This window comes from Kribbella sp. NBC_00709 (assembly GCF_036226565.1).
GTDB lineage: Bacteria > Actinomycetota > Actinomycetes > Propionibacteriales > Kribbellaceae > Kribbella.
Genome location: NZ_CP108996.1, coordinates 3,902,540 through 3,928,461 on the forward strand (window position 1 = coordinate 3,902,540; position 25,922 = coordinate 3,928,461).

30 protein-coding genes are annotated in these 25,922 nt (G+C 68.3%); 16 read left to right on the top strand and 14 right to left on the bottom strand.

All coding sequences use genetic code 11. The features are described from left to right. A complete protein-coding gene (locus tag OHA18_RS19195) occupies positions 1-588 on the top strand; it encodes an acyl-CoA thioesterase (protein ID WP_329005498.1) in 588 nt (195 codons plus the stop codon). Further along, entirely contained in the window at positions 585-1,247 is a 663-nt protein-coding gene (locus tag OHA18_RS19200) for a potassium channel family protein (protein ID WP_329005499.1), read from the top strand. The genes OHA18_RS19195 and OHA18_RS19200 overlap by 4 nt, the downstream gene beginning before the upstream one ends. Here OHA18_RS19200 and OHA18_RS19205 read toward each other — a convergent pair. Next, a complete protein-coding gene (locus tag OHA18_RS19205) occupies positions 1,244-1,864 on the bottom strand; it encodes a TetR/AcrR family transcriptional regulator (RefSeq protein WP_329005500.1) in 621 nt (206 codons plus the stop codon). The genes OHA18_RS19200 and OHA18_RS19205 overlap by 4 nt on opposite strands. 39 nt (positions 1,865-1,903) lie before the next feature. Between OHA18_RS19205 and OHA18_RS19210 the strand changes: the two genes are divergently transcribed. From OHA18_RS19210 to OHA18_RS19250, 9 genes are all read left to right on the top strand, one after another. Beyond that, complete coding sequence (locus OHA18_RS19210) at positions 1,904-2,863, top strand: DMT family transporter (RefSeq protein WP_329005501.1); 960 nt, start codon at positions 1,904-1,906, stop codon at positions 2,861-2,863. After that, positions 2,784-3,269 carry a MarR family winged helix-turn-helix transcriptional regulator gene (locus OHA18_RS19215; RefSeq protein ID WP_329005502.1) on the top strand — a complete coding sequence of 162 codons (486 nt, stop codon included), beginning with the start codon at positions 2,784-2,786 and terminating at the stop codon, positions 3,267-3,269. Before OHA18_RS19210 ends, OHA18_RS19215 begins: the two co-directional genes overlap by 80 nt. A 1-nt stretch (position 3,270) precedes the next feature. Further along, positions 3,271-4,512, top strand: coding sequence for a glycoside hydrolase family 3 N-terminal domain-containing protein (locus OHA18_RS19220; RefSeq protein ID WP_329005503.1), 1,242 nt, complete (start codon positions 3,271-3,273; stop codon positions 4,510-4,512). Next, a complete protein-coding gene (locus OHA18_RS19225; RefSeq protein WP_329005504.1) occupies positions 4,509-4,841 on the top strand; it encodes a YidH family protein in 333 nt (110 codons plus the stop codon). The genes OHA18_RS19220 and OHA18_RS19225 overlap by 4 nt, the downstream gene beginning before the upstream one ends. Then, positions 4,838-5,146 (top strand): DUF202 domain-containing protein, encoded by a 309-nt coding sequence (locus OHA18_RS19230; RefSeq protein WP_329005505.1) that lies wholly within the window; start codon positions 4,838-4,840, stop codon positions 5,144-5,146. The genes OHA18_RS19225 and OHA18_RS19230 overlap by 4 nt, the downstream gene beginning before the upstream one ends. 140 nt (positions 5,147-5,286) lie before the next feature. Then, positions 5,287-5,919, top strand: a complete 633-nt coding sequence (locus tag OHA18_RS19235; protein ID WP_329005506.1) for a DUF47 domain-containing protein — start codon at positions 5,287-5,289, stop codon at positions 5,917-5,919. A gap of 2 nt (positions 5,920-5,921) precedes the next feature. Beyond that, positions 5,922-6,920, top strand: a complete 999-nt coding sequence (locus tag OHA18_RS19240) for an inorganic phosphate transporter (RefSeq protein WP_329005507.1) — start codon at positions 5,922-5,924, stop codon at positions 6,918-6,920. Between the two features lie 87 nt (positions 6,921-7,007). After that, complete coding sequence (locus tag OHA18_RS19245) at positions 7,008-8,144, top strand: inorganic phosphate transporter (RefSeq protein ID WP_329005509.1); 1,137 nt, start codon at positions 7,008-7,010, stop codon at positions 8,142-8,144. A 13-nt stretch (positions 8,145-8,157) separates the two neighbouring features. Continuing rightward, positions 8,158-8,391 carry a hypothetical protein gene (locus OHA18_RS19250; protein ID WP_329005510.1) on the top strand — a complete coding sequence of 78 codons (234 nt, stop codon included), beginning with the start codon at positions 8,158-8,160 and terminating at the stop codon, positions 8,389-8,391. A 62-nt stretch (positions 8,392-8,453) separates the two neighbouring features. On the opposite strand, the gene OHA18_RS19255 is transcribed toward OHA18_RS19250, so the two are convergent. Beyond that, positions 8,454-8,978, bottom strand: coding sequence for a hypothetical protein (locus tag OHA18_RS19255; protein ID WP_329005511.1), 525 nt, complete (start codon positions 8,976-8,978; stop codon positions 8,454-8,456). A gap of 148 nt (positions 8,979-9,126) precedes the next feature. Continuing rightward, entirely contained in the window at positions 9,127-9,873 is a 747-nt protein-coding gene (locus tag OHA18_RS19260) for a lysophospholipid acyltransferase family protein (protein ID WP_329005512.1), read from the bottom strand. A 162-nt stretch (positions 9,874-10,035) separates the two neighbouring features. On the opposite strand from OHA18_RS19260, the gene thiC reads away from it, so the two are divergent. The 3 genes from thiC (at position 10,036) to OHA18_RS19275 (ending at position 13,007) form a co-directional block, all read left to right on the top strand. Continuing rightward, entirely contained in the window at positions 10,036-11,658 is a 1,623-nt protein-coding gene (gene thiC, locus OHA18_RS19265) for a phosphomethylpyrimidine synthase ThiC (protein ID WP_329005513.1), read from the top strand. Between the two features lie 198 nt (positions 11,659-11,856). Then, a complete protein-coding gene (locus tag OHA18_RS19270) occupies positions 11,857-12,456 on the top strand; it encodes a transposase (protein WP_329005514.1) in 600 nt (199 codons plus the stop codon). Further along, the gene (locus OHA18_RS19275; protein ID WP_329005515.1) at positions 12,453-13,007 is read left to right on the top strand and encodes a hypothetical protein; all 555 of its coding nucleotides are present in this window, start codon (positions 12,453-12,455) and stop codon (positions 13,005-13,007) included. The genes OHA18_RS19270 and OHA18_RS19275 overlap by 4 nt, the downstream gene beginning before the upstream one ends. 2 nt (positions 13,008-13,009) lie before the next feature. On the opposite strand, the gene OHA18_RS19280 is transcribed toward OHA18_RS19275, so the two are convergent. Both OHA18_RS19280 and OHA18_RS19285 read right to left on the bottom strand, forming a co-directional pair. Continuing rightward, the gene (locus OHA18_RS19280) at positions 13,010-13,561 is read right to left on the bottom strand and encodes an RDD family protein (RefSeq protein WP_329005516.1); all 552 of its coding nucleotides are present in this window, start codon (positions 13,559-13,561) and stop codon (positions 13,010-13,012) included. Positions 13,562-13,578: 17 nt separating this feature from the next. Continuing rightward, a complete protein-coding gene (locus OHA18_RS19285) occupies positions 13,579-14,283 on the bottom strand; it encodes an RDD family protein (RefSeq protein WP_329005517.1) in 705 nt (234 codons plus the stop codon). A 107-nt stretch (positions 14,284-14,390) separates the two neighbouring features. Here OHA18_RS19285 and OHA18_RS19290 point away from each other — a divergent pair, with 107 nt between their 5' ends. Continuing rightward, positions 14,391-14,831, top strand: coding sequence for a DUF2752 domain-containing protein (locus tag OHA18_RS19290; RefSeq protein WP_329005518.1), 441 nt, complete (start codon positions 14,391-14,393; stop codon positions 14,829-14,831). Positions 14,832-14,871: 40 nt separating this feature from the next. Here OHA18_RS19290 and OHA18_RS19295 read toward each other — a convergent pair whose 3' ends face one another. Continuing rightward, positions 14,872-15,522 carry a hypothetical protein gene (locus tag OHA18_RS19295; protein ID WP_329005519.1) on the bottom strand — a complete coding sequence of 217 codons (651 nt, stop codon included), beginning with the start codon at positions 15,520-15,522 and terminating at the stop codon, positions 14,872-14,874. 105 nt (positions 15,523-15,627) lie between these two features. Between OHA18_RS19295 and OHA18_RS19300 the strand changes: the two genes are divergently transcribed. After that, the gene (locus OHA18_RS19300; RefSeq protein ID WP_329005520.1) at positions 15,628-16,191 is read left to right on the top strand and encodes a hypothetical protein; all 564 of its coding nucleotides are present in this window, start codon (positions 15,628-15,630) and stop codon (positions 16,189-16,191) included. A gap of 54 nt (positions 16,192-16,245) precedes the next feature. On the opposite strand, the gene pstB is transcribed toward OHA18_RS19300, so the two are convergent. From pstB to OHA18_RS19340, 8 genes are all read right to left on the bottom strand, one after another. Beyond that, entirely contained in the window at positions 16,246-17,022 is a 777-nt protein-coding gene (pstB, locus tag OHA18_RS19305; RefSeq protein ID WP_130446274.1) for a phosphate ABC transporter ATP-binding protein PstB, read from the bottom strand. Positions 17,023-17,044: 22 nt separating this feature from the next. Then, positions 17,045-17,965: a phosphate ABC transporter permease PstA gene (gene pstA / locus OHA18_RS19310; RefSeq protein ID WP_329005521.1), complete on the bottom strand. Its 921-nt coding sequence runs from the start codon at positions 17,963-17,965 to the stop codon at positions 17,045-17,047. Next, positions 17,962-19,005 (bottom strand): phosphate ABC transporter permease subunit PstC, encoded by a 1,044-nt coding sequence (gene pstC / locus OHA18_RS19315; RefSeq protein ID WP_442914418.1) that lies wholly within the window; start codon positions 19,003-19,005, stop codon positions 17,962-17,964. Before pstC ends, pstA begins: the two co-directional genes overlap by 4 nt. A gap of 291 nt (positions 19,006-19,296) precedes the next feature. Then, on the bottom strand, positions 19,297-20,409 hold the full coding sequence (gene pstS / locus OHA18_RS19320) for a phosphate ABC transporter substrate-binding protein PstS (RefSeq protein WP_329005523.1): 1,113 nt from the start codon (positions 20,407-20,409) through the stop codon (positions 19,297-19,299). A 218-nt stretch (positions 20,410-20,627) separates the two neighbouring features. Beyond that, positions 20,628-21,911: a hypothetical protein gene (locus OHA18_RS19325; protein WP_329005524.1), complete on the bottom strand. Its 1,284-nt coding sequence runs from the start codon at positions 21,909-21,911 to the stop codon at positions 20,628-20,630. Between the two features lie 86 nt (positions 21,912-21,997). After that, the gene (locus OHA18_RS19330; protein WP_134105638.1) at positions 21,998-22,471 is read right to left on the bottom strand and encodes a bifunctional nuclease family protein; all 474 of its coding nucleotides are present in this window, start codon (positions 22,469-22,471) and stop codon (positions 21,998-22,000) included. A gap of 140 nt (positions 22,472-22,611) precedes the next feature. Then, entirely contained in the window at positions 22,612-23,490 is an 879-nt protein-coding gene (locus tag OHA18_RS19335) for an NUDIX hydrolase (RefSeq protein WP_329005525.1), read from the bottom strand. A gap of 181 nt (positions 23,491-23,671) precedes the next feature. Continuing rightward, positions 23,672-25,831: an RNA degradosome polyphosphate kinase gene (locus tag OHA18_RS19340; protein WP_329005526.1), complete on the bottom strand. Its 2,160-nt coding sequence runs from the start codon at positions 25,829-25,831 to the stop codon at positions 23,672-23,674. Positions 25,832-25,922 lie beyond the last annotated feature (91 nt).

Genomic DNA, 25,922 nt, shown 5'->3' on the forward strand with positions numbered 1-25,922 from the left:
ATGTCCAGCAGTCCGCCGTCGCGGCCGACCTCCGAGACCCGGCTGTCGCTGTCGCACATCACCGCGCAGAACGAGACCAACCTGCTCGGGACCGTGCACGGCGGCGTGGTCATGACGCTGGTCGACTCGGTCGCCGGTGTGGTCGCGGCGCGGCACTCGGGCGGGCCCGCGGTCACGGCGTCGATGGACGAGATGGTGTTCCTGGTGCCGGTGCGAGTCGGTGACGTCGTGCATTTCAGTGCGCAGGTGAACTGGACCGGGCGCAGTTCGATGGAGGTCGGCGTACGGATCACTGCTGATCGGTGGGATGCGGTCGGTCCGCAGGTGCACGTGGCCTCGGCGTACCTGGTGTTTGTGGCGGTGGACGAGGACGGCAAACCGCGCGAGGTCCCGCAGGTCGTGCCGGTGACGGACGAGGACCGGCGGCGGTTGCGCGAGGCCGGGATCCGCCGGAGCCACCGGCTGGCCCGCCGCGCCGCGATCATCGCCTCCCGCGAAGAAGCAGCACACGAGGAGGCGGCACAACAGGACGCCGCACAACAAGGGACCGCACAACAAGAGGCCGCGGCCGAGGGTGGTGGGCGGTGACGATCCTCGGCAGTGCCCGGCGGAATCCGTCGGCCGTGCTGCTGGTGGTGCAGTTGCTCGGCGTGCTGGTCTACCCGGCGATGGAGGGATCACGCCCCGGCCGGGTCGCGTTCGAGATCCTCGGCATCGTCGTGCTCGTGCTCGCGGTCTTCTCCGTCCGGTCGACCCCGGGACTCACCTGGATCAGCATCTGCCTGGGCATCCCGGCCGTCGTGCTGTCGTTGGTCGACGCGTTCAACCCCACCGATCCGGTGGTCGCGATCTCCGCGCTTCTACACGCCGCCTTCTACTTCTACGCGGCGTACAGCCTGCTTCGCTACATGTTGTCCGACCACGACGTCAGCGTCGACGAGCTCTTCGCGACCGGTGCGACGTTCACGTTGGTGGCTTGGGGTTTCGCCTACCTGTACGTGTTCGTCCAGGTCCTCGTGCCAGCCAGCTTCACCGCTGCTGTTGCTCCAAGCAACGATCGCACGTGGATGGAGCTGCTCTTCCTGAGCTTCACCACTCTGTCCAGCACTGGCTTGAGCGACATCGTCCCGATCACGTCCTGGGGTCGCTCCGTCGTGATGATCGAGCAGTTGGCCGGTCTCGGGTACGTCGCCATGGTGGTGTCCCGCCTCGTCGGCCTCACGCTCACCAAGCGCAGCAACACCTAGCCGCGCGGCCACCCGGCCAGCAGATCGGCTGCCGCCCGCGCGGCGACCTCGGGCGCCTCGGTCATCGCAGCGACCCGGTAACTGACGAGCGCTCCCTCGTGGAGCAACAGCAGGCGATCTGCCAGCTCGCCAGGGTCCACCAGCCCGGCAGCGTGTGCCTGTGCCTCGAACTCGGACCGCATCCACCGCTTCTGGTCGACGATCACCGGCATCGCCGGGTGGTCCGGCGCTGCCAGCTCCACACTGGCGTTGATGAATCCGCACCCGTTACGCGACCCGGCCAGCCAGTCGGTGAGCGCCGCGAACAACGCCAGGATCACCTCTTCCGGCGTGGCCGGCTGCCGAGCGGCGAGCTGCTCGTCCAGGAACAGATGCCAGACCCGGTCCCGTTCCTCGAGGTACGCCGCGATCAGCCGATCCTTCGACCCGAACCGGTCGTACAGCGTCTTCTTCGTCACGTCCGCGGCCGCGGCGATCGCATCGACACCGACCGTCCGGATCCCCTGCTCGTAGAACAGCGTCGACGCGGCCGCGAGGATGCGCTCGCCGGCCGGGGTCAACCGGGGCGCCACCCGCGCCTTGCGGTCCATGATCAGTCTCACCTGGTGGTCGAGCATACTGACAGTATACCGACCGGTGTGGTTACTCTCGCGGTCATGACCACCAACAAGGCGCTCACGCTGACGGCCGGAGCCGGGTTCGTCGTGTTCTGGAGTTGCGGCTTCATCGGCGCCAGGTGGGGTACGCAGTACACGACCGCGTTCGACCTGCTCGCCTGGCGGTACCTCGTCGCGGGCGCGATCGCCGCCGTGATCCTGGTGATCAGGCGGCCGCGGATCTCCCGCCGGGATCTCGCGACCCAGATCTGGATGGCGTTCCTCACCCAGTTCGTCTACCTGGGCCTGATCTTCACCGGGATCGACCACGGGATCACGGCCGGGGTCACCGCCCTCATCGGTTCGTTGCAGCCGCTGCTGATCGCGACCGTGGCCGGGCCGCTGCTGGGCGAGCGCGTCAGCCGGCGGCAATGGCTCGGGCTGGTTCTCGGTCTGGCCGGCGTGGGCCTGGTCGTCGCCGACGACATCGGTGCCGGCGTTGCCTCGCCGTTGCTGTTCCTGGTCCCGATCGGCGGCCTCCTCGGTCTCGTGGCGGGCACCTGCCTGGATCGCCACCGCAAGCCGAGTACGGGCTCTCTGGACGCACTGGCCGTGCAGAGCCTGGTGTCGGCTGTCCTCTTCACCGCGCTGGCCGCCTCGACTCACAAGCTGACTGTGCCGGACGAGCCCGGCTTCTACGGGGCGGTGCTCTGGCTGGTGCTACTGGCGACCGGTGGTGGCTGGGGCCTGTACCTGGTCAACCTCAAGCTCTCCGGCGCAACCCGCATCAGTTCGCTGCTCTATCTGGTCCCGCCGACGACGATGGTGTTCGCGTTCCTGCTCTTCCACGAGACGATCGGCGCGCTCGCCGTCGCAGGCATGCTGGTCTGTGCCGTTGCCGTACTGCTGATCCGCATCGGCGAACCAGTACGCTGCGGGGATGGCGGAACCCCGGTGGCTGGACCAGCGAGAAGCACAGGCCTGGCGCGCGTACATCGCGGCGCAACGAGTAGTCAGTAGCCGCATCGAGCAACAGTTGCAGCGCGACGCCGGAATCCCCCACACGTACTACGAGATCCTGGTCCGGCTGTCCGAGGCGCCGGGCAATCGGCTGCGGATGAGTGAGCTCGCGGTGGCGACGCAAGGCTCACGCAGCCGGCTCTCGCACGCGGTCAACCGCCTGGAGGAGAACGGGTGGGTGAAGCGCGAGGGCATCGAGTCCGACCGCCGCGGCCAGGTCGCGATCCTCACCGAGCTGGGCAAGCAGAAGCTGGTCGACACGGCGCCCGGCCACGTCGAAGAGGTTCGCAAGTCGATCTTCGACGCCCTGACCGCGGAGCAGGTCGAGCAGTTGTACGACGTCTGCGCCACCCTGGCCCGGCATTCCGGGGACACCGTCGACCGCGCGGCGTGGGAGCGAAACTGAGATGAGGCGACCGGTCGCGCTGATCGCGCTGACTGTCCTCGCGGTCGCCGGCTGCGGCGACAGCAACTCCCCACCGAACGCAGGCCCGAGCACCGTGCCGTCCTCGTCGGTCCCCATCGAGCCGACCGAGCAGCCAACGGATGAGCCCAGCCCGGCCACCAAGACCCCGTCCGAGACGCCGACAGCAACCGCGCCCCCGACCAAGGGCTGCATCGACCAGAAGCTCCAGGCCCTCACCTTGCGCGAGCAGGCCGCCCAGCTCATCATGACCGGCATCGACGCCAGCGGCATGACTTCCGCCCAGCGGAGCGTCGTAAACGGCCAGAAGTCCGGCAGTGTCTTCTTGATGGGTAGCAGCGGCGGCGTCGCCCACACGCGCTCGGCGATGGCTGCGGTGACCACTGCGGCCACCGTGAAGGGCGTCCGCCCGCTGATCGCGGCGGACCAGGAGGGCGGCCAGATCCAGCGCCTGAAGGGCGCCGGCTTCGACCGCATCCCCGCAGCCACGGTCCAAGGCACCTGGTCCAGCTCCAAGCTCACCGCGCAGGCACAGGTGTGGGGCAGTCAGCTCAAGCAGGCCGGTGTGAACGTCGACCTCGCGCCGGTCGCAGACGTCGTACCCAGCTCGCTGAAGTCGCAGAACGCCCCGATCGGCCAGCTGAACCGCGAGTACGGCGACACACCGGACGAGGCGGGCCGCGGCGTACAGGCCTTCGTGCAGGGGATGCGCCAGGCCGGGGTGGCGACCTCGGTCAAGCACTTCCCGGGACTCGGGCGGGTGCGCGGCAACACCGACTTCTCCGCCGGTGTGGTCGACAGCGTCACGGTTCGCGGTGACGCCGACCTGCAGCCGTTCGCCGACGGGATCAAGGCCGGTGCGTCGATGGTGATGATCTCGACCGTGACGTACACCCGGATCGATCCGAAGAACCGCGCGGTCTTCTCGCCGACCGTCATCCAGGGCATGGTGCGCGGCGACCTGGGCTGGCGCGGCGTCGTGATCACCGACGACGTGGGCGCGGCCGCCGAGGTCGCATCGGTCCCGGCCGGCGCCCGCGCGACCCGGTTCGTCGCGGCCGGTGGCGACATCGTGATCAACGCCAAGGCCGGGCTGACCGCGACGATGGTGGATGCGCTTGTCGCCAAGGCCCAGCAGGACGAGCCCTTCGCGGCGCAGCTGACGAGTAGCGTGCGGCGTGTGCTGACGCTGAAACAGGACCATGGTCTGGTGAGCTGCGGATGACCGAGGAGGAGCCCGACTACCGCTTCACCCTCGCGAACGAGCGCACCTACCTCGCCTACCTGCGGACTTCGCTGGCCTGCTACGCCGGGGGACTGTCCGCGGTCCAGTTCCTCGACCTCGGCCCCGACCGGTGGCCGGCCCGGATCATCGGCCTGATCCTGGTCTGCGCCGGAATCGTCACGACGGCCGGAGCCTTCCGCCGCTGGCAGCAGAACCTGACCGCGATCCGCCGCGGCGGCGCCCTTCCGGTCACCCGCCTGCCCTTGATGCTGGGAGCAACGATCGCGGTCGTGGGGCTGATCGGCCTGTTGTTCTCACTGTGGCGATGAGCACACCGGATCCCGGCCGGCAGCCCGAGCGGACGCTGTTCGCATGGCGTCGTACCGCGCTCGGCCTGATCGCCAACGGCATCCTGCTGCTTGCCTCCGGCCACGGGTCGTCGGATGTCCGGACCGGGCTCGGGATCGTCGTTCTGGTGCTGTCATTGGGCTGCTGGACCGCGGTCAGCGCCGTGTACCGCCGGACCGAGGGCGGCGCGATCCATGCCCTCGGCCACCAGAACGTACTGCGGATCGCGGCCGGTCTGGTCCTGGTCGTCGGTCTCTTCGACCTGTACGCCGTGATAACGCGTTGAAACCGATCGGTTACCAACCGTATATCGCTTCTCGGGGCAGTTCACCGCGACGCGCTACGTTGACCCGGGCGGATGCCACGTCAGACGGATGTTCCCCCTAGCATGTTCACGGTTTGTCCCTCGTTCACCCGGAGCTTGAAGTGCCGTTACGTCTGCGTCCGAACGACCCGACGTTCTACGACCTTTTCACCGAGTCCGCCAATCACCTCGTGGACGGATCCCGGATCCTCGCGGAGTTGCTCGGCAGTACAGCCGGGACCGGACTGTCCGCGAGCCATCAGATCGCCGCCGAGATGAAGGACGCTGAACACGCGGCCGACGAGACCACCCACTCGATCATCCGGCGGGTGAACTCGACGTTCGTCACCCCGTTCGACCGCGAGGACATCTACCGGCTGGCCTCCGATCTCGACGACGTGATGGATTTCATGGAGGAGGCGGTCGACACCGTCCACCTCTTCAACCTGGAGAAGCTGCCGGAGGAGATCGCCGAGCAGATCGAAGTACTCCAGCGGATGGCGCAGCTGACCGCCGAGACCATGCCCCGGCTGCGGACCATGAAGGACCTGGCCGAGTACTGGATCGAGATCAACCGCCTGGAGAACACCGGTGACGCGGTGCACCGGCGGCTGATCGCCAAGCTGTTCAGCGGCGAGTACGACGCGCTGACAGTGATGAAACTCAAAACCGTGGTCGATCTGCTGGAGGCCGCGATCGACGCCTTCGAGCACGTCGCCAACACGGTCGAGCAGATCGCCGTCAAGGAAGGCTGAGCGTGGAGCTCGCGCTCGTCATCGCCGTCGTCGCCATCGCGCTGGTCTTCGACTACACCAACGGCTTCCACGACGCCGCCAACGCGATCGCCACCTCGGTGTCGACCCGGGCGCTGACGCCGCGGGTCGCGCTGGCGATGGCGGCGGCGTGCAACTTCCTCGGCGCGCTGGCCGGCACCGAGGTGGCCGAGACGGTCGGCAAGGGCATCATCAACACCCCGGCCGGGAAACACGGCCTGGTGGTCGTCATCGCGGCGCTGATCGGCGCCATCACCTGGAACCTGATCACCTGGTACTTCGGCCTGCCCAGCTCCTCCACCCACGCGCTGATCGGCGGGCTGGTCGGCGCCGGCCTGGCCTCGGCGAGCACCGTGCTGTGGTCGGGCATCGTCGACAAGGTCGTCATCCCGATGGTGCTGTCGCCCGCGATCGGCTTCCTCGGCGCCTTCCTGCTGATGGTCGCCATCCTCTGGCTGTTCCGGCGCAGCAACCCCGGCAAGACGACGCGTGGTTTCCGGATGGCGCAGTCGCTGTCGGCCGCCGCGATGGCGCTCGGCCACGGCCTGCAGGACGCGCAGAAGACGATGGGCGTGATCTTCCTGGCGCTGGTCACCACCGGTCATGCCCAGCAGAGCGACGGCATCCCGATCTGGGTCAAGATCTCGGCCGCGACCGCGATCTCGCTCGGCACGTACTCCGGCGGCTGGCGGATCATGCGGACGCTCGGCCGCCGGATCATCCATCTCGACCCGGCTCGCGGATTCGCCTCCGAGGCGGTGTCGGCAGCGGTCCTGTACGTGATGGCGATCGGCCTGCACGCGCCGGTCTCCACGACCCACACGATCACCTCCGCGGTGATGGGCGCCGGCGCGACCAAGCGGCTGTCCGCGGTCCGCTGGGGTGTCGCCAAGGGCATCGTCACCGCGTGGGTCCTGACCATTCCCGCCGCCGGCATCGTCGCCGCCGCCGTTTACGGACTGGCCCATCTGATCTTGGAGTAAGTTCCCAGAACCGGTTCATTTCGAATTCACTCACCCGGCCTACGGTCGGTCGACGCTGCTGATCGTCCGCCTAGGGAAGTGATCGGGATGGATCTGTCGTTCCTCGTCGTCGTGGTGATCATCACCGCGTTGGTGTTCGACTTCACCAACGGGTTCCACGACACCGCCAATGCGATGGCGACGTCGATCGCCACCGGCGCACTGAAACCCAAGGTCGCGGTGGCCATCTCGGCCGTGCTGAACCTGGTCGGTGCGTTCATCTCCACCGAGGTCGCGAAGACGATCTCGAGCGGGATCGTCGACGACGCCAAGGTGACCGTGCCGGTGATCTTCGGCGGCCTGGTCGGCGCGGTCCTGTGGAACCTGCTGACCTGGTACGTCGGCCTGCCGAGCTCGTCGTCGCACGCACTGTTCGGCGGTCTGATCGGCGCGACCTGGATCGCGTCCGGGAGCAGCGCCGTACATTTCGGCACCGTCGTGCAGAAGATCATCATCCCGGCCGTCGCGGCGCCGATCGTGGCTGGTGTGGTCGCGTTGCTCGGCACGTTCCTGGCCTACAAGCTCACCCAGCGGTCCCGGCAGAAGACGGTCACCGAGGGGTTCCGGGTCGGTCAGATCGCGTCGGCGTCGCTGGTCTCGCTCGCCCACGGCACCGGTGACGCACAGAAGACGATGGGTGTGATCACGCTGGTGCTGATCACCTCCGGCAGCCTCGCCTCGGGGTCGAAGCCGCCCGTCTGGGTGATCCTGGCGGCCGGTCTGGCGATCGCGGCCGGCACCTACCTGGGCGGCTGGCGGATCATCCGGACGATGGGCAAGGGCCTGACCGAGATCGAGTCGCCGCAGGGCTTCTCCGCCGAGACCAGCTCGACCGCGGTGCTGCTGGCCTCGTCCCACCTGGGCTTCCCGCTGTCCACCACCCAGGTCTGCTCCGGCAGCATCCTCGGCGCCGGCCTCGGCAAGCGGCTGGCCGAGGTTCGCTGGACGGTCGCCGGCCGGATGGCCGTCGCCTGGCTGCTCACCCTGCCGGCCGCGGCGCTCGTCGGTGCTCTATCCGGGCGGGTGGCAGACTCCGGCAACTTCGGAGTGGTCATCATCGCGATCCTTGCGGTGGCGATCGGTGGCGGCATCTACGTCGCGTCCCGGCGCAAGCCGGTGACGTCCGAGAACGTGAACGAGTACCCGAGCTCGACCCCGGCCGCCGCCCCGGCCGCGGCGGCCTGAGAGGAGTACGGCGATGCACATCGACTGGGGTTCGCTCGGTGAGGTGGCCATAGTCAGCCTGCTCTTCGGAGTCGGCCTGGCGGTCCTGTTCGCCCTCGGTGTCAGCGCGATGGCCCGGCGGGCGGTCGCGATCGTCGAGAAGCGGCAGCCGTCCGTCGCGGACACCGGTGTGGCCGCACTGAGCTTCGCGGCCTGTCTGGCGGCCGTGCTCTACGGGCTGTACCTGATCATCCCGCAGTTCCACTGATACCCGCTCAAGTGCGCTGAGAGGTACGACGGGCGGTCTGGCGGCTGCCCGTCGTACGTTCCTCAGCGGTTCCAGCGGCGTACCGCTTTCGCCACGTCCTTGGCGCGGATCGATCCGAGGTTGTACTCCCACGCGGCCAGCAGGCGGTCACCTAGTACCTCCGCGTCGAGGTACATGCGCGGTCGTACGGCGACGGCCCAGGTCGCTGCGGCTGCGTGGCCCTGCTGGTGGAGGAGGTGGTCCACCGTCGCCTCGATGCGGCCAGCCTGCTCGCCACGGAGGCCGTCAGTGGACCACTCCTGCAGGATCCGCGGGTCGTCGGCAGTCATCCGGGCCAGATAGGTCAGGGGGCCGCGCCAGAAGCCCCTGCTACCGATGCTGTCCAGCGTCTCCAGTGGGAACCAGCCGTTCTGGTTGCGCCGGCCGTTCACGGCGGACTCGATCTCGCGCGCGCGTTCCACGGCCAGCCCGCGGGTCGCCCAGTCGACGAAGAATGCGCCGGCGTCCGGGATGTGCTCGGCGACATGCGGCGCCGGGGCCATCGCCCCCGGGTCGAACAGATGCAGCTCTTCCGGTGAATCGAACAAAACCTTCCCCGCCCGCTCGTGTCCGCGGGCCTCTCGACGCCGGCCCGCCGCACAGGGACCCCCCAGGTTCCTGTTCCATCAACGAGTGCCTTCGTACCCTCGTTCCGCCCCGAGGGTCAAGGTCCTGTCCGCCTTACTGACGCGGGGCTTACGGACGTCGTGCGGCCCTGCGGGCGAGCTCTTCGCGGTCCAGCCGCTCCGCCTCGGCCGGTGTCGGCGCGCTGCCGCCGTACGCCGCCGGCAGCCACCAGGCGCCCGCAGGCTGCTCGGGGTACGCGCGGATCGTCTCGTCCAGCATCCCGGCCATCGTGGACCGCAGGTGTGCGGTCGCCTCGCCCGCGTCGTCGTCGGGCGTCACCGTGATCGGCGCGCCGACGCTGATCGAGATCGGGCGGTGCCGGGAGAAGTCCCGCGGATGGTCCTTGGTGAGCATCCGCTGCGTGCCCCACAGGATCATCGGGATCACCGGTACGCCGGCTTCCGCCGCCATCCGGACCGTGCCGGACTTGAACTCCTTCAGCTCGAACGACCGGCTGATCGTCGCCTCCGGGAACACTCCGACCACCTCGCCCGCGGCCAGGTGCGCCAGCGCCTGCTGGTACGACGCCGCGCCCGCCTCCCGGTCGACCGGGATGTGGTGCATGCCGCGCATCAACGGACCGGAGTACCGGTTGCGGAACAGCACCTCTTTCGCCATGAACCGGACCAGTCGCTTGCTCGGCAGCGCGCCGTACCCGCCGAGGATGAAGTCGACGTAGCTGACGTGGTTGAGGGCGATCAGCGCAGCCCCGGTCCGGGGCACGTTGTCCGTCCCGGTCAGACGGAGCTTCAGGTCCAGCACCTTGAATGCGGTTCGCGCGAAGGCGATGACGGGCGGGTACACGAGGTCTCGCATTCCACGACGCTACAGGCATCGTCTAGGGTGACGGTCACAAGTAGAGATCGCGGGAGCTCGCACCGTAGTGGGCTGAGAGGGCGGCTGGACCAGGAATCGCACCTGGCCGGCGCCGCCGACCGCCGAACCTGTCCGGGTAATTCCGGCGTAGGGAGCACCAGCATGGTGAATGTCAGCACGATCCGTCCGGCCGTCACGACGGGTCCGATCTCCGGCTCGGAGAAGATCTACCGCGGGGAGCTCGGCGTACCGGCTCGTCGCGTCCACCTCACCAACGGCGAGCACTTCGACCTGTACGACACCTCCGGTCCGTACACGGACGCGTCGGCGCGGATCGACGTACAGGCCGGTCTGCCCGCGGTGCGGCGGGACTGGATCGCCGGGCGCGAACCGCGGACCCAGCTCGGGTACGCGCGGGCGGGAGTGATCACCGACGAGATGAGGTACGTCGCCGTCCGCGAGGGTCTCGATCCGGAATTCGTCCGGGCGGAGGTCGCGCGCGGGCGCGCGGTGATCCCGGCGAACCGGCGGCATCCGGAGAGCGAGCCGATGATCATCGGGAAGAAGTTCCTGGTGAAGGTGAACGCGAACATCGGCAACTCCGCCGTCAGCAGCTCGGTCGAGGAAGAGGTCGAGAAGCTGGTCTGGGCGACCCGGTGGGGCGCGGACACGGTGATGGACCTGTCCACCGGGAAGAACATCCACGAGACGCGGGAGTGGATCCTGCGGAACTCGCCGGTCCCGATCGGAACGGTGCCGCTGTACCAGGCGCTGGAGAAGGTGAAGGGCGATCCGGCCGAGCTGTCCTGGGAGGTGTACCGCGAGACCGTGATCGAGCAGTGCGAGCAGGGCGTGGACTACCTGACCGTGCACGCCGGCGTACTGCTGCGGTACGTGCCGCTGACCGCCGCACGGATCACGGGCATCGTGTCGCGGGGTGGCTCGATCATGGCTGCGTGGTGCCTGGCGCATCACCAGGAGTCCTTCCTGTACACGCATTTCGCGGAGCTCTGCGAGATCCTGCGGGCCTACGACGTAACGTTCTCGCTGGGCGACGGGCTTCGGCCGGGGTGCATCGCGGATGCCAACGACGCCGCGCAGTTCGCCGAGCTGCGGACGCTGGGGGAGTTGACCCGGATCGCCTGGGATCACGACGTACAGGTGATGATCGAAGGGCCGGGGCACGTCCCGATGGACAAGATCGCGGAGAACGTCCGGCTCGAGGAGGAGCTGTGCGGCGAGGCGCCGTTCTACACATTGGGGCCGTTGGCAACTGATGTGGCGCCGGCGTACGACCACATCACGTCGGCGATCGGCGCGGCGCAGATCGGCTGGCTGGGTACGGCGATGCTCTGCTACGTCACGCCCAAGGAACACCTCGGGCTGCCGGATCGGGACGACGTGAAGACCGGCGTGATCACGTACAAGATCGCTGCCCACGCGGCGGATCTGGCCAAGGGGCATCCGGGCGCGCAGGCCTGGGACGACACGTTGTCCAAGGCAAGGTTCGAGTTCCGCTGGGAGGACCAGTTCAACCTGTCGCTGGATCCGGACACGGCCCGGTCCTTCCACGACGAGACGCTGCCGGCCGAGCCCGCGAAGACCGCGCACTTCTGCTCGATGTGTGGGCCGAAGTTCTGCTCGATGCGGATCACCGCCGACATCCGCGCGTACGCCGAGGAACACGGCCTCACCTCCACCGAGGCCATCGAAGCCGGCTTCGCGGAGATGTCGGAGACCTTCAAGGCGGCCGACCAGAAGTTGTACCTGCCGCTCGCCGACTGATCCGCTGCCCGCTGACGCACGGTGAGTTCCGCGACCGGCGTCGAGCTGCCAGGGCGCCGGAATCCAGCGGACAATGGAGGAATCGGCGGCTGCCACGATGATCACCGGGAGTGATCGGCTGAAGCGATTCAGGTTTTGTCCTTCACTCTACGTGAATAAGACTGTAGCCTTAAGCCGTTCAGAAGGAGGTGCAGGGCGATGGTCTTCGTTCTCACGGTAGATCAGCGTGGCAGCCGAAGCACGGGCGATCTCGTACCCGAGCTGCTGAACTCCCTGAACCGGCGCCCACGGCGGACCGGCCTGCTGCGGAGGTTCGAGCGGACCGCCGGCGACGAGGTGCAGGGCGTGCTCTCCGAGGCCCGGCCGACCGTCGACCTGATCGTCGAGCTGCTCCGTGCGGACTCCTGGTACGTCGGTCTCGGCGTCGGCGAGGCCGACCAGCCGCTGCCCCGCAGCACCAGGGCCGGCAGCGGCGAGGCGTTCGTGTTTGCCCGCGAGGCAGTGACGCGGGCCAAGTCGAGCCCGCACCATGTGAACGTGGTCGGCGCGGACTCGCGGATCGCGGAGCAGGTGGAAACAGTGCTCTGGCTGATGGCGTCCGTACTGCGGCGCCGCAGCGAGCGTGGCTGGGCAGTGGCGGACCTGTTGGCCGAAGGACTCACCAGGCGGGAGATCGGCGTGAAACTCGGCATCAGCCAGTCGGCGGTGACGCAACGGGCGCAGGCCGCGGGATTCGCCGAGGAGCAGCGCGGACGGGTGCTGGCCGCGGATCTCCTCGGTGCTGAGGTTGCTGCGTGACGGCGCTGGTCCTGTCGTTGACCGCTGCCGGGCTGGTGCTTGCTGTGCTCGCTTGGGTGCCCAGGTCCGGTTCGGGTCTCGAGATCGCGATCAGTGGCGTGATGCTCGCCTGCCTGGCCGCTGTCGGGGTCCTGCTCCTGGCAGGTCACGGCGTGGCGGGCTGGGCCGAGCGCTGGTGGGACGTGCTGCTCCTGCTGGCCGGAGGCTTGGCAGTGACCGGTGGCGGGCCGCTGACGACCTCTGTGCTGGCTCTGGTCGACCGGAACAACACCCGGGCCCAGTCGACCCAGAAGGCCGGTGAGGTACTGCGGGGTGGCGCGCTGATCGGATCCCTCGAGCGGGCCGCGATCTACGCGTCACTGGTGTCCGGCTGGCCGGAAGGCATCGCAGTAGTGCTGGCGATCAAGGGCCTGGCCCGCTACCCGGAGCTCCGCAGTCCGGACCAGCCGGCGTCGGTCACACCGCAGGCCGTCGCCGAACGCTTCATCATCGGCACCTTCACCAGCGTCCTCTGGGCAGTGACCTGCGCCGGCCTCCTCCGCTCACACTGAGGTCAGGTGCGTACGACGATGTCGTTGACGACCTTGTCGTGCCAGGTCTGTTGCTTGTCGTCCCAGAGCGGCCAGAGCACGTTGAGGACGCAGAGCTGGTTGAAGATCTGGGCGCAGACCTCGCGTCCGAGGTTCTTGCCCATGCCGATCAGCTGACCGGTGTACGCGTCCACGACCCGCAGGCTGGTCACCTTCTTGCCGAACGACTGGCCCGTGCGGCCCTGCTGGATGATGCGATTCCACACCCAGACCCCGAAGGCCACCACGAACCCGCCGATCATCGCGATCCCGCCGCCGACGCCCAGTTCCTCCTGGTCGCCGTCGATGATCAGCGCGGCCAGCACCCCGGCGATCGCCGGGATGGCCATGATCAACGAGTCGAGCAACGACGCGCCGACCCGGATCGGCCAGTCGGCCAGGCGACCGGGCGGCGCGTACCCATACCCGTACCCGCCGCCCGGAAAGCCTTGCCCGTAAGGGTTGTAGCCCTGCGGCGGGAACTGGCCCGGGGGATATCGACCGTCGTACGGCCCGGAGGGAGGAGGAGTGCTCACGAGGGGTCCTCGTCAGGTCAGAGCTTGATGACGTAGGTGTTGTTGATCTTGTCGGCGAACGTCTGCCGCTTCTCGTCCCACAGCGGCCACAGGTAGCCGATGTAGCAGGCCAGGCCGTCGAGGATGTGCGTCAGCTGGCGGAGGAACGTCTTGCCCGCGCCGATCGGCTGGCCGGTGTCGGCGCCGACGAGCTTCAGGCCGAGCGCCTGCTTGCCCAGGGTCTGACCGCTGCTGCCCTGGCGGATCAGGATGTTCCAGATCGCCAGACCGACGCCGGCCAGGTAGAAGATCAGGCCGATGATCGCGAGCACCGTGCTGTTGGTGTTGCCCGCGATCGCGGAGCCGATACCGCACGGCACACCGACGATGAGCGAGTCGACGAACCAGGCGCCGACCCGGTTCGGCCAGGCTGCCAGGTTGCCCGGGATCCCACCGCCGAAGCCCGGCTGGCCGTACTGCCCGTAGCCCGGCTGGCCATAAGGCTGACCCGGCTGGCCGTACTGACCCGGCTGCTGCTGCCCGTACTGGCCTGGCTGCTGGGGATAACCCGGCTGCTGCCCGTACTGACCAGGCTGCTGGCCGTACCCGGGCTGCTGCTGGCCGCCGTAGCCAGGCTGCTGCCCGTACTGACCCGGCTGACCGTACTGGCCTGGCAGGCCGTACTGACCCGGCTGCTGTGGGTCTTGCGGGCCGTAACCCGGCGGTGGCGTCGGAGTGCTCACGACGATCCCTTCTACTGACTAAGAATCTGAGGAGTGAGTTGCAGGCTACGGGTCCGACGGCTCAGACCCGTGAACGGATCCCACGTGATGAGAGTTACCGTTGTCGGGTGAGCGCCTCGCAGAGTGTCGTCCTCCGGCCCGCCGGTCCGGTCCAGCCGCTGGACCGGCGGGTGTGGGGTCTGTCCGCGGTCGGTGTCGGCGGATTCGCGCTGGCCGGGCTGTACCAGCTGTCCGGCGACCGGATCGGCGTTCCGTGCATCCTGCACGCCACCACCGGCCTGAACTGCCCGCTCTGCGGGTCGACCCGGATGGCGGCCGCCTTGCTCCGCGGCGACCTGGACGCCGCCTGGCACTTCAACCCCGTGATCCTGGTGCTCGGCCCACTCGTCGGTGTTGCCGTCGGCTACCAAGTGCTTGCCTGGTCGCTCGAATCCCTGCGGCTGGTGCGGCTGCCGAGGCTCTCGATGAGTCCGCGCGTCGCGGACTGGCTGATCAAGGGCGTGATCGCCCTGCTGGTGGTGTACGGCGTCGCCCGCAACCTGAACTGAAACTGCCGCGGAGCCAACTGGGCCCCGCGGCAGTCCGGGATCAGTTCGACGCGAGGCCGATGATGTAGAACAGCAGCCCGAGGCCGGTCAGGGCGGCGCCGCCGATCCAGGCGACCTTGGCCAGCGTGTCCGAGCGGCCCTGCTCGCGGAACTTGCCTTGGGCAATCAGGCCGAGAACGATCGAGGCCGGCGTACAGATGACCAGGCAGACGATGCCGATGATCGCCAGCGTCTGCGGCGTGTTGTTCTGCGGCTGCGCGCCGGCGCCGTACCCGTATCCGGACTGGCCGTACGCGCCGTACTGGCCCGGCTGGCCGGGCTGCTGGCCGTACGCACCCGGCTGCTGCTGTCCGTAACCCTGCTGCTGCCCGGGCTGCCCGGGCTGACCTGGCTGCTGGCCGTACCCCGGTTGCTGCTGCCCGTACTGGCCGGGCTGCTGCTGTCCGTACTGCCCCGGCTGACCCGGGTACTGGGACTGTCCGTACTGCCCGGGCTGCTGACCGTACTGGCCAGGCTGCTGCCCGTATTGGCCCGGCTGGCCGTACTGCCCCGGCTGCTCGGGCTGACCCGCCTGGCCGTACGGATTCGGCTGACCGTACTGGCTCGGCTGTTCACCCGGGGTCTCGGGGGTGTCCTGCGGCCGGTTCTGGTCGTTCTGGTCGTCGCCGGGAGGAGGCGTCGGAGTGCTCACCGCGGTTCCCTTCTGAGAACGTCGAGGAATCCCCGAAGGCTATCTTTTCCACAGGTTCGCGGTCACGTCCCCACTCCGGTCCGCGAAACCCTTAGGGTCTGGTCTGTGACTGAAACCCCTCGTGAACCTGGACCCGACCAGGGCCCTGGCGGCGATCCCGACCGCCATCTCCCGGTGCAGTACCCGTCGCCGCCCACCTTCGAGGCCGCCCCTCAAGCACAGCCCGGACCGTACGGTATGCAGCCGGGCGCGTTCCCGCCGCCGGTCGGCGGTCCGTACCAGCAGCCACCACAGGCCCAGCCGCCGTTGGTGGCGTTGCCGGCCGGTCCGGTGCTGGTGACGATCGGCGACATCTCCGTCGAGCAGCAGCGGATCGTCACGCCGGCCGGCGTGCTGCCGACCCACGGCACGAACTGGTCGGCGATGGACATGTCGCGGACCGAGGAGAAGATCCCCGGCTGGGCGATCGTGCTGGCGATCATCTTCGCGCTGGCCTGCCTGCTCGGCCTGCTTTTCCTGCTCTGCAAGGAGCGCAAGACCACTGGCTTCGTCCAGATCACCGTGCAGAACGGCAACCGCACGCACAACACCCACGTCGGCGTGACCTCGCCGCAACAGGTGGCCGACGTCCTTGCCCGGGTCAACTTCGCCCGTTCACTCTGCGTCTGAAACGCGGGCGGCCGCCGCGACGGAGATCGTCGCGGCGGCCGGCAGTACGGCGGATCAGCCGAAGCGACCCGTGATGTAGTCCTCGGTGGCCTTCTCCGTCGGGTTGGAGAAGATCTGCTTGGTCGGGGCCATCTCGATCAGCCGGCCGGGCTTGCCGGTCGCGGCCAGGTTGAAGAACGCGGTCTGGTCCGAGACGCGTGCCGCCTGCTGCATGTTGTGCGTCACGATGACGACCGTGAACTGGTCCTTCAGCTTCTCGATCAGGTCCTCGATCGCCAGCGTCGAGATCGGGTCCAGGGCCGAGCAGGGCTCGTCCATCAGGATCACCTCGGGCTCGACCGCGATCGCCCGGGCGATGCAGAGCCGCTGCTGCTGACCGCCGGACAGGCCCGCACCGGGCTTGTCGAGGCGGTCCTTGACCTCGTTCCACAGGTTCGCGCCGTGCAGGGACCGCTCGACCACCTCGGTCAGCTTCTTGCGGTCCTTGACGCCGTTCAGCTTCAGGCCGGACGCGACGTTGTCGAAGATCGACATCGTCGGGAACGGGTTCGGCCGCTGGAACACCATGCCCACCACGCGGCGGACCGCGACCGGGTCGACGCCGGAGGCGTACAGGTCCTGCTGGTCCAGCATCACCTTGCCCTCGACCCGGGCGCCGGGGATCACCTCGTGCATCCGGTTCAGGGTCCGCAGGAAGGTGGACTTGCCGCAGCCCGACGGGCCGATGAACGCGGTGACCGAGCGGGGCTCGACCGTCATCGACACGTCCTCGACGGCCTTGAAGTCGCCGTAGTAGACGTTGAGGCCGCTGACCTCGATGCGCTTAGCCATATCGACTCAGAACCTCTCGTAACTATTTCGACTTGATGGCGCTGAACCGGGCGACGAGCCGGGCCAGCACGTTGAGGACAAGGACCAGCAGGATCAGCGTCAGCGCGGCCGCCCAGACCCGGTCCGCGGCCGGCTGCAGCGCCAGCTCGGTCCGGTCCTGGTTGATCATCGTCGGCAGCGCGCCCATGAACCCGTTGAACGGATTCAGGTTGATGTTCTTCGAGTAGCCGACCAGGATCAGCAGCGGCGCGGTCTCGCCCATCACCCGGGCCAGACCCAGCATCACGCCGGTGACGATGCCGCCGAACGCGGTCGGGACGACCACCTTCATGATCGTCTTCCACTTCGGCACCCCGAGCGCGTACGACGCCTCCCGCAACTCGTCCGGGACGAGCTTGAGCATCTCCTCGGTGGACCGCAGGACGACCGGGAGCATCAGCAGCACCAGGGACAGCGACACCGCGAACCCGACCCGGTTGAAGCCGAAGATCGTGATCCAGACCGCGTAGACGAACAGCGCGGCGACGATCGACGGGACACCGGTGAGGATGTCGATCATGAAGCTGACGACCTTGGCCGCTCGGGTGCCCTTGCCGTACTCGACCAGATAGACCGCGCCGAGGACGGCGATCGGCACCGCGATCACGGCCGTGATCAGCGCCATGATCAGCGTGCCCATGATGGCGTGGTACGCGCCGCCGCCTTCGCGCCGAACGGTGATGCCGCGCTGTGACTGGCTCCACCAGTCCGCGTTCAGCAGCAGGTGGTAGCCCTTGCTGACCACGGTGCCGAGGATCCACACCAGCGGGATCATCGCGACCAGGAAGGCCAGCACGATCAGCACGGTCGCCAGCGTGTTCTTGAACGCCCGGGCGCCGGACTTCCCGGTCAGATCCAGCGCCTGCCCGTCGTAGGCCGGCTTGTTCTCTGCGATGGCCGTCATGCCGATGCTCCTTGGGCTGTCCCGGCGCGACGGTTGCGGCGGGGGCGCTTGGCGCCGGGGGTGCTGCGGTCGACGATGATCCGGGCCGCGGAGTTGACCAGGAACGTGACCACGAACAGGACCAGGCCGGCCGCGATGTAGGCGCCGGTCTTCTCCGGCGAGTCGAACTCGGCGGCGTTGTTGGCGATCTTCGACGCGAACGTCTCGCCACCGGCGAAGATCGACGAGTTCCACGGGTCGTTGCCGTTCGGCACCGACAGGATGATCAGTACGGCGACGGTCTCGCCGAGCGCGCGGCCGAGGCCGAGCATCGACGCGCTCACCACGCCGGAACGCCCGTACGGCAGCACCGCCATCCGGATCATCTCCCACTTGGTCGCGCCGAGCGCCAGTGCGCCCTCGCGGTGCGTGATCGGCGTCTGCGCGAAGATCTCCCGGCTGATCGCGGTGACCACCGGCAGGATCATGATCGCCAGCACCACCGACGCGGTGAAGACCACGCCGACGTTGTCGCCGGCCGGCTTCTCGAACAGCGGGATCCAGCCGAGCGCATCGGACAGGCCGTTGATCACCGGCAGCAGGATCGGGGCGAAGAACATGATGCCCCACAGGCCGTAGATGATCGACGGCACCGCGGCCAGCAGGTCGACGGCGTACGCCACCGGCTGGGCCAGCCGCTTCGGCGAGTAGTAGGTGATGAAGAGGGCGACGCCGATCGCGATCGGGACGGCGATCAGCATCGCGATGATCGAGCTGATCACGGTGGTGTAGAACATCGCCGCGATACCGAACCGGGGCTGGTCGCCGCCGGGCTCCCAGATCCGGGAGAACAGGAAGCTGCTCTTGTCGTCGGCCAGCGACGGAATCGCCAGCGCCAGCAGGAAGATACCGACGAACGCGACGATCAGGACCACCAGGCCGCCGGAGCCGCGGGCGAAGGCGCTGAACAGACGGTCACCGAGATGACCGACCGGGCCGAGCTCCATCTTCTTGCCGGACGCCGCCGTGGCGGTCGTTGCCTCGGGCCCGGACTCGGTCATCAGTTCGGCCGACTGCGCCGCTTCGTGCTCGGCGTGCTCGTCGGCCAGGTCCTCGAACCGCGGAGTCGGCCCCGCGTCCTCGTGGACCAGCTCCTCGATCGTGGGTTCTTCCTGTCCGGCGGCCTTGCCGTCCGGCCGGTCGGGCGGTGCCGTGCCGTCTGGACTACTCATCGATGGTGCTCCAAGCGCCTGGGTCGTGATCTGTCACGTCTGGATCTGACGAGGCGAGCCCCGGCCGTCCTCCGATGAGTCATCGGACCGGCCGGGGCTCGCATCAGTGCTACTTCGAGATCAGCTGATCGCCTGGATGGCCGCGTCGACCTTGGTCTGGATCTCGGCCGGGAGCGGCGCGTAGTTCAGGTCGGTCAGCGAGGCCTGGCCGTCCTTGCTGACGAAGTAGCTCAGGAAGCTCTTCACCAGCGCGGTCTTCTCGGCCGGGAGACCCTTGGTGCAGGCGATCTCGTAGGTGACCAGGATGATCGGGTACGCACCCGCGGCCTTGGTCGCGTAGTCCAGCTTCAGGGCCAGGTCGGACCCGGTGCCGGCCGGCTGCGCGGCGGCCAGGGCCTTGCCGGCGGAGTCGGCGGTCAGCTCGATCGGGGTGCCCGAGCCGTTGTCGATCTGGGCGATGGTCAGCTTGTTGTCGACCGCGTACGACCACTCGACGTAGGTGATCGAGTTCTTGGTGCTCTTGACGCCCTCGGCGACGCCCGCGGACTTCTCCTTGCCGGCGCCGGTGCCGGTCCACTTCTTGGCCGGCGTGCCGGTCCAGGCGCCACCGCCCGAGGCCTGCAGGTACTTGGTGAAGTTCTCGGTGGTGCCGGACTCGTCGGAGCGGAAGAAGACCGAGATCGGAGCCGACGGGAAGGTCACACCCGGGTTCAGCTTGGCGATCGCCGGGTCGTTCCAGGTCTTGATGGTGCCCTGGAAGATCTTCGCGGCGGTCGGGCCGTCGAGGACGAACTTGTCGACGCCGTCGACGTTGATCGCGATCGCGACCGGGCCGATCACCATCGGCAGGTCGATGGCGGGGTTGCCCGCGCAGCGCTTCGTGGCGGCGGTCATCTCGTCCGGCTTCAGCGCCGAGTCGGAGCCGGCGAAGTCGACCTGGTTCGCGTTGAACTGCTTCACGCCCGCACCGGATCCGGTCGGGTTGTAGTTCACCGTGACATCGGCGCACTTCTCGTTGTACTTGCTGATGACCTCGTCGATGGCGTTCTTCTGCGCCGAGGAGCCCTCCGCGTTCAGAGTGCCCTGCGGGCAGTCGGCACCGGCGGACGAGGACGAGGAACCGGGGCTCGAGGAGCCGGACGGCTCGGGGTCACTGCCACAGGCGCTCAGAGCGAGGACGCCGAGGGATGCCACGGCGACGGAGCCGACGCGGAGCAGGCGATTGACGGACACGAGAGTGTTGCCCTTCTGCGGGAATCAGACTTCTTAACTTCCACAGACGGTAGGGAGAGCAGGTGACCGACCGGTCCGTCGCTGGTGAACGAGCGGTGAACGGTTCCAGTAGCGTGTGCGACGCCTGGCGTGCCGACAGGCAGCCAATAGGTGAACTGAGTTAGGAGCCGTCACGCTCTGTTGATGTAAACAGCCGTTGGCTCACGTTTCGGTAACGCTCAGCGCACTGTCAGGGTGAACGATCGACTGCCGGTGGTCTGGATCGGCAGCCCGTAGTACGTCATCCCCGGGACGGCAACACGGTACTGCGTGGTCGTACCGCGCCCGGCGGCCCGGATCGACATCGTTGCCTTACCTTTAACAACCGGCACGGTCAGCACACTGCGCCAGTACTTGCCGTCCCACCGCTGCAGCGCGCCCTTCACGGTCCCGCCCGGCTTCACGTCCACGGTCAGCTTCACTATCTGCCCGACCTGCGCAGTCCTCACGTTGAACCCGGCCACCGCGAAGTCCGCCAGCGTGGGGATGTACTTCGAGCCCGAGATCGCCAGCGCCGTGACCGTCGAATAGCCCTTCCAGGCCGGGGCGTAGAAGCGGTACTCGCGACCGCCGACCGCGACAGGTCGTGCCTCGAATCCGGACAGGTCGAACGAGGTGTAGCGCCCGGCGTACTCCCAGGGCTTTGCGGCGCTCGCCCTGGTCTGCATGGTGATCGGAATTCCCGCCCCGCCGAACAGTCGTCCGTTGCCACAGTTGCCCGGGTTGTCGCAGAGCAGCGCGCCCGCGATACCGGAGACCGTCATCGGCTTGCCGAAGACGCCGTACGCCGGTCCGGCCTTGAGGACGAACTTCATGTCCGTGTAGTCGACCGCGTCGGGTGATGATCCGCCCCACTCGTTCGTCGCGATGACCCGGGTCGTCAGCGGACGCGGGCGCGGCGGCACGACCGCCGTCGTGGTGCCGAGCGGGTGCGAGAACTGCTCCGTCTTGTCGGCGGGCCTGGACCAGACCTTCACGAGGACCTCGCCGGCCTTGCCGACCGGCAGGTCCAGCGGGTCGCCCGGCGTGCTGTCCTTCGAAGCCGGCGGGTTGGTCCAGGTGAGCCGCAGCGACCCGTCCGCCTGCGGAACCGCGGCGGTCACCGTGGGTGCCGCGGGGATGTTCGTGTCGAACCAGGGGGAATACGCGGCGGCGCTGTCGCCGGTCGCGTCGGTCGTCACCACCGCGACCCGCGCGGTCTTTCCCCACTGCACTGCCCAGTCATGGTTGAAGTCGTTGTCCGAGGTAGCGAGCCAGCCCGTCGGCGCTGTTCCGTCCTGGTACTCGATGCGCAGCTTGTTGGAGGCCCCGGCATCCGTCCACTGCACTCGCATCAGGCTGGTCGCCGGATCCGACCAGCTGACCTGTACGTCGGTCGGCGGCGGTGGTGCGGCGTGGGCCGTGGTGGTCCGGAGCGCGGCGAGGAGTACGGCGGCGGTCGCGGTGGCGACGATTCTGCGCATGTCTGAGTCCCCCAGGTGAAAGGCGCCTGGAGGTCACCCCTGCCGCCAGTGCGCGAACGGATCGTAGCGCACGGTGTGGGGAGCGGTCAGCTGGAGAAGTCCTCCGGGGCGACACTGTCGAGGAACTGGCGGAAGCGTTCCAGTTCGGCCTGTTCTTCCTCGGGGGTGGCGATTCCGGCCTCGCGGAGCACCTGTTCGGTGCAGCGGATCGGCGTACCGAGACGGACGGCGAGCGCGACCGAGTCGCTCGGTCTCGCGGACACCCGGGCGCCGTTGGCCAGGACGAGTTCGGCGTAGAAGACGGCGTCGCGGAGTTCGACGATCTCGACAGCCTCGATGTGGACGCCGAACGCCTCGATCAGGTCGCGCATCAGGTCATGGGTGAGCGGCCGCGACGGACGCAGGCCCTGCTCCTCGTACGCGATCGCAGTCGCCTCGACCGAGCCGATCGAGATCGGCAGGTAGCGGTAGCCCTCGGTCTCGCGCAGCATCATCACCGGGGCCCGGTTGGGCGATTCCATCCGGATCCCGATCAGTGTCAGTTCTCGCATCATCGTCATGGTGCGCCCCGAACCTCTCCTCAGACCGGCACCCGGTGGGGCGCCGGTTCCTCGGGTAGGAACATACCCGTCACCTCCAGTGTCACCCGGCTGCCCCGTCGGCTGTGCCTGGATCGTCACCGAGCCGTGTCGCAGCGTGGTCAGGGAGCCCTGAAGCGCTCGTGGACGAGGCGCCCGTCCGCCAGCCGGTGCGCGACCAGAAACGCGCCCGTGGAGAACTTGCCCACCTTCAGCCCCAGCTCCCGGGACAGAGCCGGCAGCACCGGCCGGTGGGAGCAGATGACCGTCACCTTGCCCGGTCGCCACACCCGCTCCGCCAGACCACGCAGGGCGTCCGGATCAGCGTCGTACCCCCGCTCGGAGATCTCGGGCCAGAGGTGGATGTGCCGGTCGATGGAGGCGGCGTACGGCGTGACTGTGGCGGCACAGCGCTCCGCGTCGCTGCTGATGATCCGGTCCGCGCCCAGAGCGGCCAGTACGTCGGCCAGTCGCTCGGCAACCGCCGTACCGGTGCTGGTGAGCGGGCGCACCGTGTCCTTGCCGTCCCAGTCCTTCCGCTTCACCGCCTCTGCATGCCGGACGACCACCACTGTGGCCACCACCGGCACCGCGTGCTCCAGTGCGTCCAGGATGTCCACGTCGCGGGGGTAGCTGAGCTGGTTGCGGGCCTTGTCCACCGGGAGCCAGCTGATCTGGTCCACTTCGTCGTTCGGCACGAAGTCCACATCACTGACCGGTACGGCGGACCAGTAGTGGACCAGCTTCTCAGCGGTCCCGCCGTTCTTGCGGATCGCGTACCGCTGGACACCGAGCGGTGGACCGAGGATGACCTGCAGTCCGGTCTCTTCTTCGATCTCCCGACGCGCACCGAGCAGCACGTGCTCATGTGCGGTCAGCTTGCCCTTCGGAAGGGACCAGTCGTCGTACCGGGGACGGTGCACGAGCAGCACCTGCCGGGTGCCGCGGCGCTCTCGCCAGACGACACCACCCGCGGCGATGACCGTCGCCGGGTTGCTCATGCACTCACCTTAAGGAACTAGTGTCCCGCAAGCGTTGTAGCTTGAAGCTATCGGCGCCCAGGCACGCACCTCGCGGAACTTGCTCAGCGCCCACGATGCTCCGCATCGAGGCCACTGACGAAGCACCGCGATGCACGCACCTGGACACCACTATCGTTCAAGCTACAACGCTTACGGGACACTAGCTGATGGGGTCGACCACCCGGCGGCGCCCGCGAGTCGCGATCAGCCGCTCCTGCATGTCGCGCAGCGGCTCGCCGTCCGGAGCGATCAGCCGCGCCTGCCACGTGTCGTCCGCCTGCAGCCACCAGGATCCGGTGCCGTCGTCCAGCGCCAGGTCGAACATCTCGCCCAGCTCGATGACATGGTCCGGCTCCTTCAGCTGCACCAGCACCTCGACCCGGCGGTCCAGGTTGCGGTGCATCAGGTCGGCTGAGCCTATCCACACCTCCGGTTCGCCGCCGTTCTCGAACAGGAACACGCGGCTGTGCTCGAGGAACCGGCCCAGGATGCTGCGGACCTGGATGTTCTCCGACAGACCCGGTACGCCGGGGCGCAGTGTGCAGATGCCGCGGATCCACAGGTCGACCGGCACGCCGGCCTGCGACGCCCGGTAGAGCGCGTCGCACAGGGCCTCGTCGACCAGGCTGTTCACCTTGATCCGGATCCGGGCGGGGCGGCCGGCCAGGTGATGCTGCACCTCGCGGTCGATCCGCTCCACGAGCCCCCGCCGTACCGACTGGGGGGCGACCAGGATCCGCCGGTACCCGGCGCTGCGGCCGAAGCCGGACAGGTGGTTGAACAGCAGAGCGACGTCCTCGGTGACCACCTTGTCGCTGGTGAGCAGGCCGAGGTCCTCGTACAGCCGGGCGGTTTTGGGGTGGTAGTTGCCGGTCCCGATGTGGGCGTAGCGGCGCAGGCCGTCGGGCTCGTCGCGGACGACCATCGACAGCTTGCAGTGCGTCTTGAGGCCGATCACGCCGTACACGACGTGGCAGCCGGCGTGCTCGAGCTGACGGGCCCACTTGATGTTGGCCTGCTCGTCGAAACGCGCCTGGATCTCCACCAGCACCAGGACCTGCTTGCCGGCCTCGGCCGCGTCGATGAGCGCGTCGACGATCGGCGAGTCACCGCTGGTCCGGTACAGCGTCTGCTTGATCGCCAGCACGTGCGGATCGGCGGCCGCCTGCTCGATGAAGCGCTGCACGCTCGTGGAGAACGAGTCGTACGGGTGGTGGACCAGCACGTCGCGCTGCTTGAGCGCGTGGAACATATCGGCCGGGTTGGAGGTCTCCACCTCCGCCAGATGCGGATGCGTCGACGGAACGAACCCGGGGTACTTCAGCTCGGCCCGGTCCAGGCTGGCGATCGTGAACAGGCCCCGCAGGTCCAGCGGGCCAGGGAGCTCGAACACCTCGGCCTCGGTGACGCCCAGCTCGGACAGCAGCAGCGCCTTCACCTGCGGGTCGATCGACTCCTCGACCTCGAGCCGGACCGGCGGACCGAACCGGCGGCGCAGCAGCTCCTTCTCGAGCGCTGCCAGCAGGTTCTCCGCGTCGTCCTCCTCGACCTCGAGGTCCTCGTTGCGGGTCACGCGGAAGGTGTGGTGCTGGGTGACCTCCATGCCCGGGAACAGCTGGCCCAGGTGGGTCGCGATGACGTCCTCGAGCGGGACGAACCGGCCCTCGTCGACCTTCACGAACCGCGGCAGCAGCGGCGGCACCTTGACCCGGGCGAAGTGCTCGCCGCCGGTGTCGGGATTGCGGACCACGACCGCCAGGTTCAGGCTCAGGCCGGAGATGTACGGGAACGGGTGCGACGGGTCGACCGCCAGTGGCGTCAGCACCGGGAAGACGCGGTCCCGGAAGAACCGGGTCATGTCCTCGCGCTCGCTGTGCTGCAGCTCGTCCCAGCGGAGGATCTCGATGCCCTGCTCGACCAGCGCCGGCTGGATCGACTTGCGCCACGACTCCGCCTGCCGGTCCATCAGCTCGCGGCTCCGGGCCAGGCTGCGGTCGAGGACCTCGCGGGGGAGCAGACCACTGGCCGCCCGCACCGCGACCCCGGCCGCGATCCGGCGCTTCAGACCGGCGATCCGGACCATGTAGAACTCGTCCAGGTTGCTCGCGAAGATGGCGAGGAACTTGGCCCGCTCGAGCAGCGGGATCCGATCGTTCTCCGCCAGCTCCAGGACCCGCTGGTTGAACGCGAGCCAGCTCAGCTCCCGATCGGAGAACCGATCCACCGGAAGATCGCCGGCCGCACTGATGTCGTACGGCGGCTCGACGTCGTACTCCCGGTTGTGGGATGCCAGCAAGTCTCCTGCCACGCCGTCCAGCATCCCATCCTTTGGTGAACGGCGGGTAGCCGTCAGCGCGTTGGCCGATGTGACGTTTTCGTTGCCTGCAGACGCCTTCTTCCGGCCGCGGTTG

Bases quoted from the DNA above. Each gene is read 5' to 3' on its own strand.
- OHA18_RS19225 (WP_329005504.1), top strand. From the start codon at position 4,509: ATGACCGAGGAGGAGCCCGACTACCGCTTCACCCTCGCGAACGAGCGC.
- OHA18_RS19270 (WP_329005514.1), top strand. From the start codon at position 11,857: ATGGTCTTCGTTCTCACGGTAGATCAGCGTGGCAGCCGAAGCACGGGC.
- OHA18_RS19215 (WP_329005502.1), top strand. From the start codon at position 2,784: ATGGCGGAACCCCGGTGGCTGGACCAGCGAGAAGCACAGGCCTGGCGC.
- OHA18_RS19250 (WP_329005510.1), top strand. From the start codon at position 8,158: ATGCACATCGACTGGGGTTCGCTCGGTGAGGTGGCCATAGTCAGCCTG.
- OHA18_RS19205 (WP_329005500.1), bottom strand. From the start codon at position 1,864: ATGCTCGACCACCAGGTGAGACTGATCATGGACCGCAAGGCGCGGGTG.
- pstB (WP_130446274.1), bottom strand. From the start codon at position 17,022: ATGGCTAAGCGCATCGAGGTCAGCGGCCTCAACGTCTACTACGGCGAC.
- thiC (WP_329005513.1), top strand. From the start codon at position 10,036: ATGGTGAATGTCAGCACGATCCGTCCGGCCGTCACGACGGGTCCGATC.
- OHA18_RS19325 (WP_329005524.1), bottom strand. From the start codon at position 21,911: ATGCGCAGAATCGTCGCCACCGCGACCGCCGCCGTACTCCTCGCCGCG.
- OHA18_RS19220 (WP_329005503.1), top strand. From the start codon at position 3,271: ATGAGGCGACCGGTCGCGCTGATCGCGCTGACTGTCCTCGCGGTCGCC.
- OHA18_RS19340 (WP_329005526.1), bottom strand. From the start codon at position 25,831: ATGCTGGACGGCGTGGCAGGAGACTTGCTGGCATCCCACAACCGGGAG.
- OHA18_RS19195 (WP_329005498.1), top strand. From the start codon at position 1: ATGTCCAGCAGTCCGCCGTCGCGGCCGACCTCCGAGACCCGGCTGTCG.
- OHA18_RS19260 (WP_329005512.1), bottom strand. From the start codon at position 9,873: ATGCGAGACCTCGTGTACCCGCCCGTCATCGCCTTCGCGCGAACCGCA.
- OHA18_RS19335 (WP_329005525.1), bottom strand. From the start codon at position 23,490: ATGAGCAACCCGGCGACGGTCATCGCCGCGGGTGGTGTCGTCTGGCGA.
- OHA18_RS19210 (WP_329005501.1), top strand. From the start codon at position 1,904: ATGACCACCAACAAGGCGCTCACGCTGACGGCCGGAGCCGGGTTCGTC.
- OHA18_RS19230 (WP_329005505.1), top strand. From the start codon at position 4,838: ATGAGCACACCGGATCCCGGCCGGCAGCCCGAGCGGACGCTGTTCGCA.
- OHA18_RS19245 (WP_329005509.1), top strand. From the start codon at position 7,008: ATGGATCTGTCGTTCCTCGTCGTCGTGGTGATCATCACCGCGTTGGTG.
- pstC (WP_442914418.1), bottom strand. From the start codon at position 19,005: ATGACCGAGTCCGGGCCCGAGGCAACGACCGCCACGGCGGCGTCCGGC.
- pstA (WP_329005521.1), bottom strand. From the start codon at position 17,965: ATGACGGCCATCGCAGAGAACAAGCCGGCCTACGACGGGCAGGCGCTG.
- OHA18_RS19330 (WP_134105638.1), bottom strand. From the start codon at position 22,471: ATGACGATGATGCGAGAACTGACACTGATCGGGATCCGGATGGAATCG.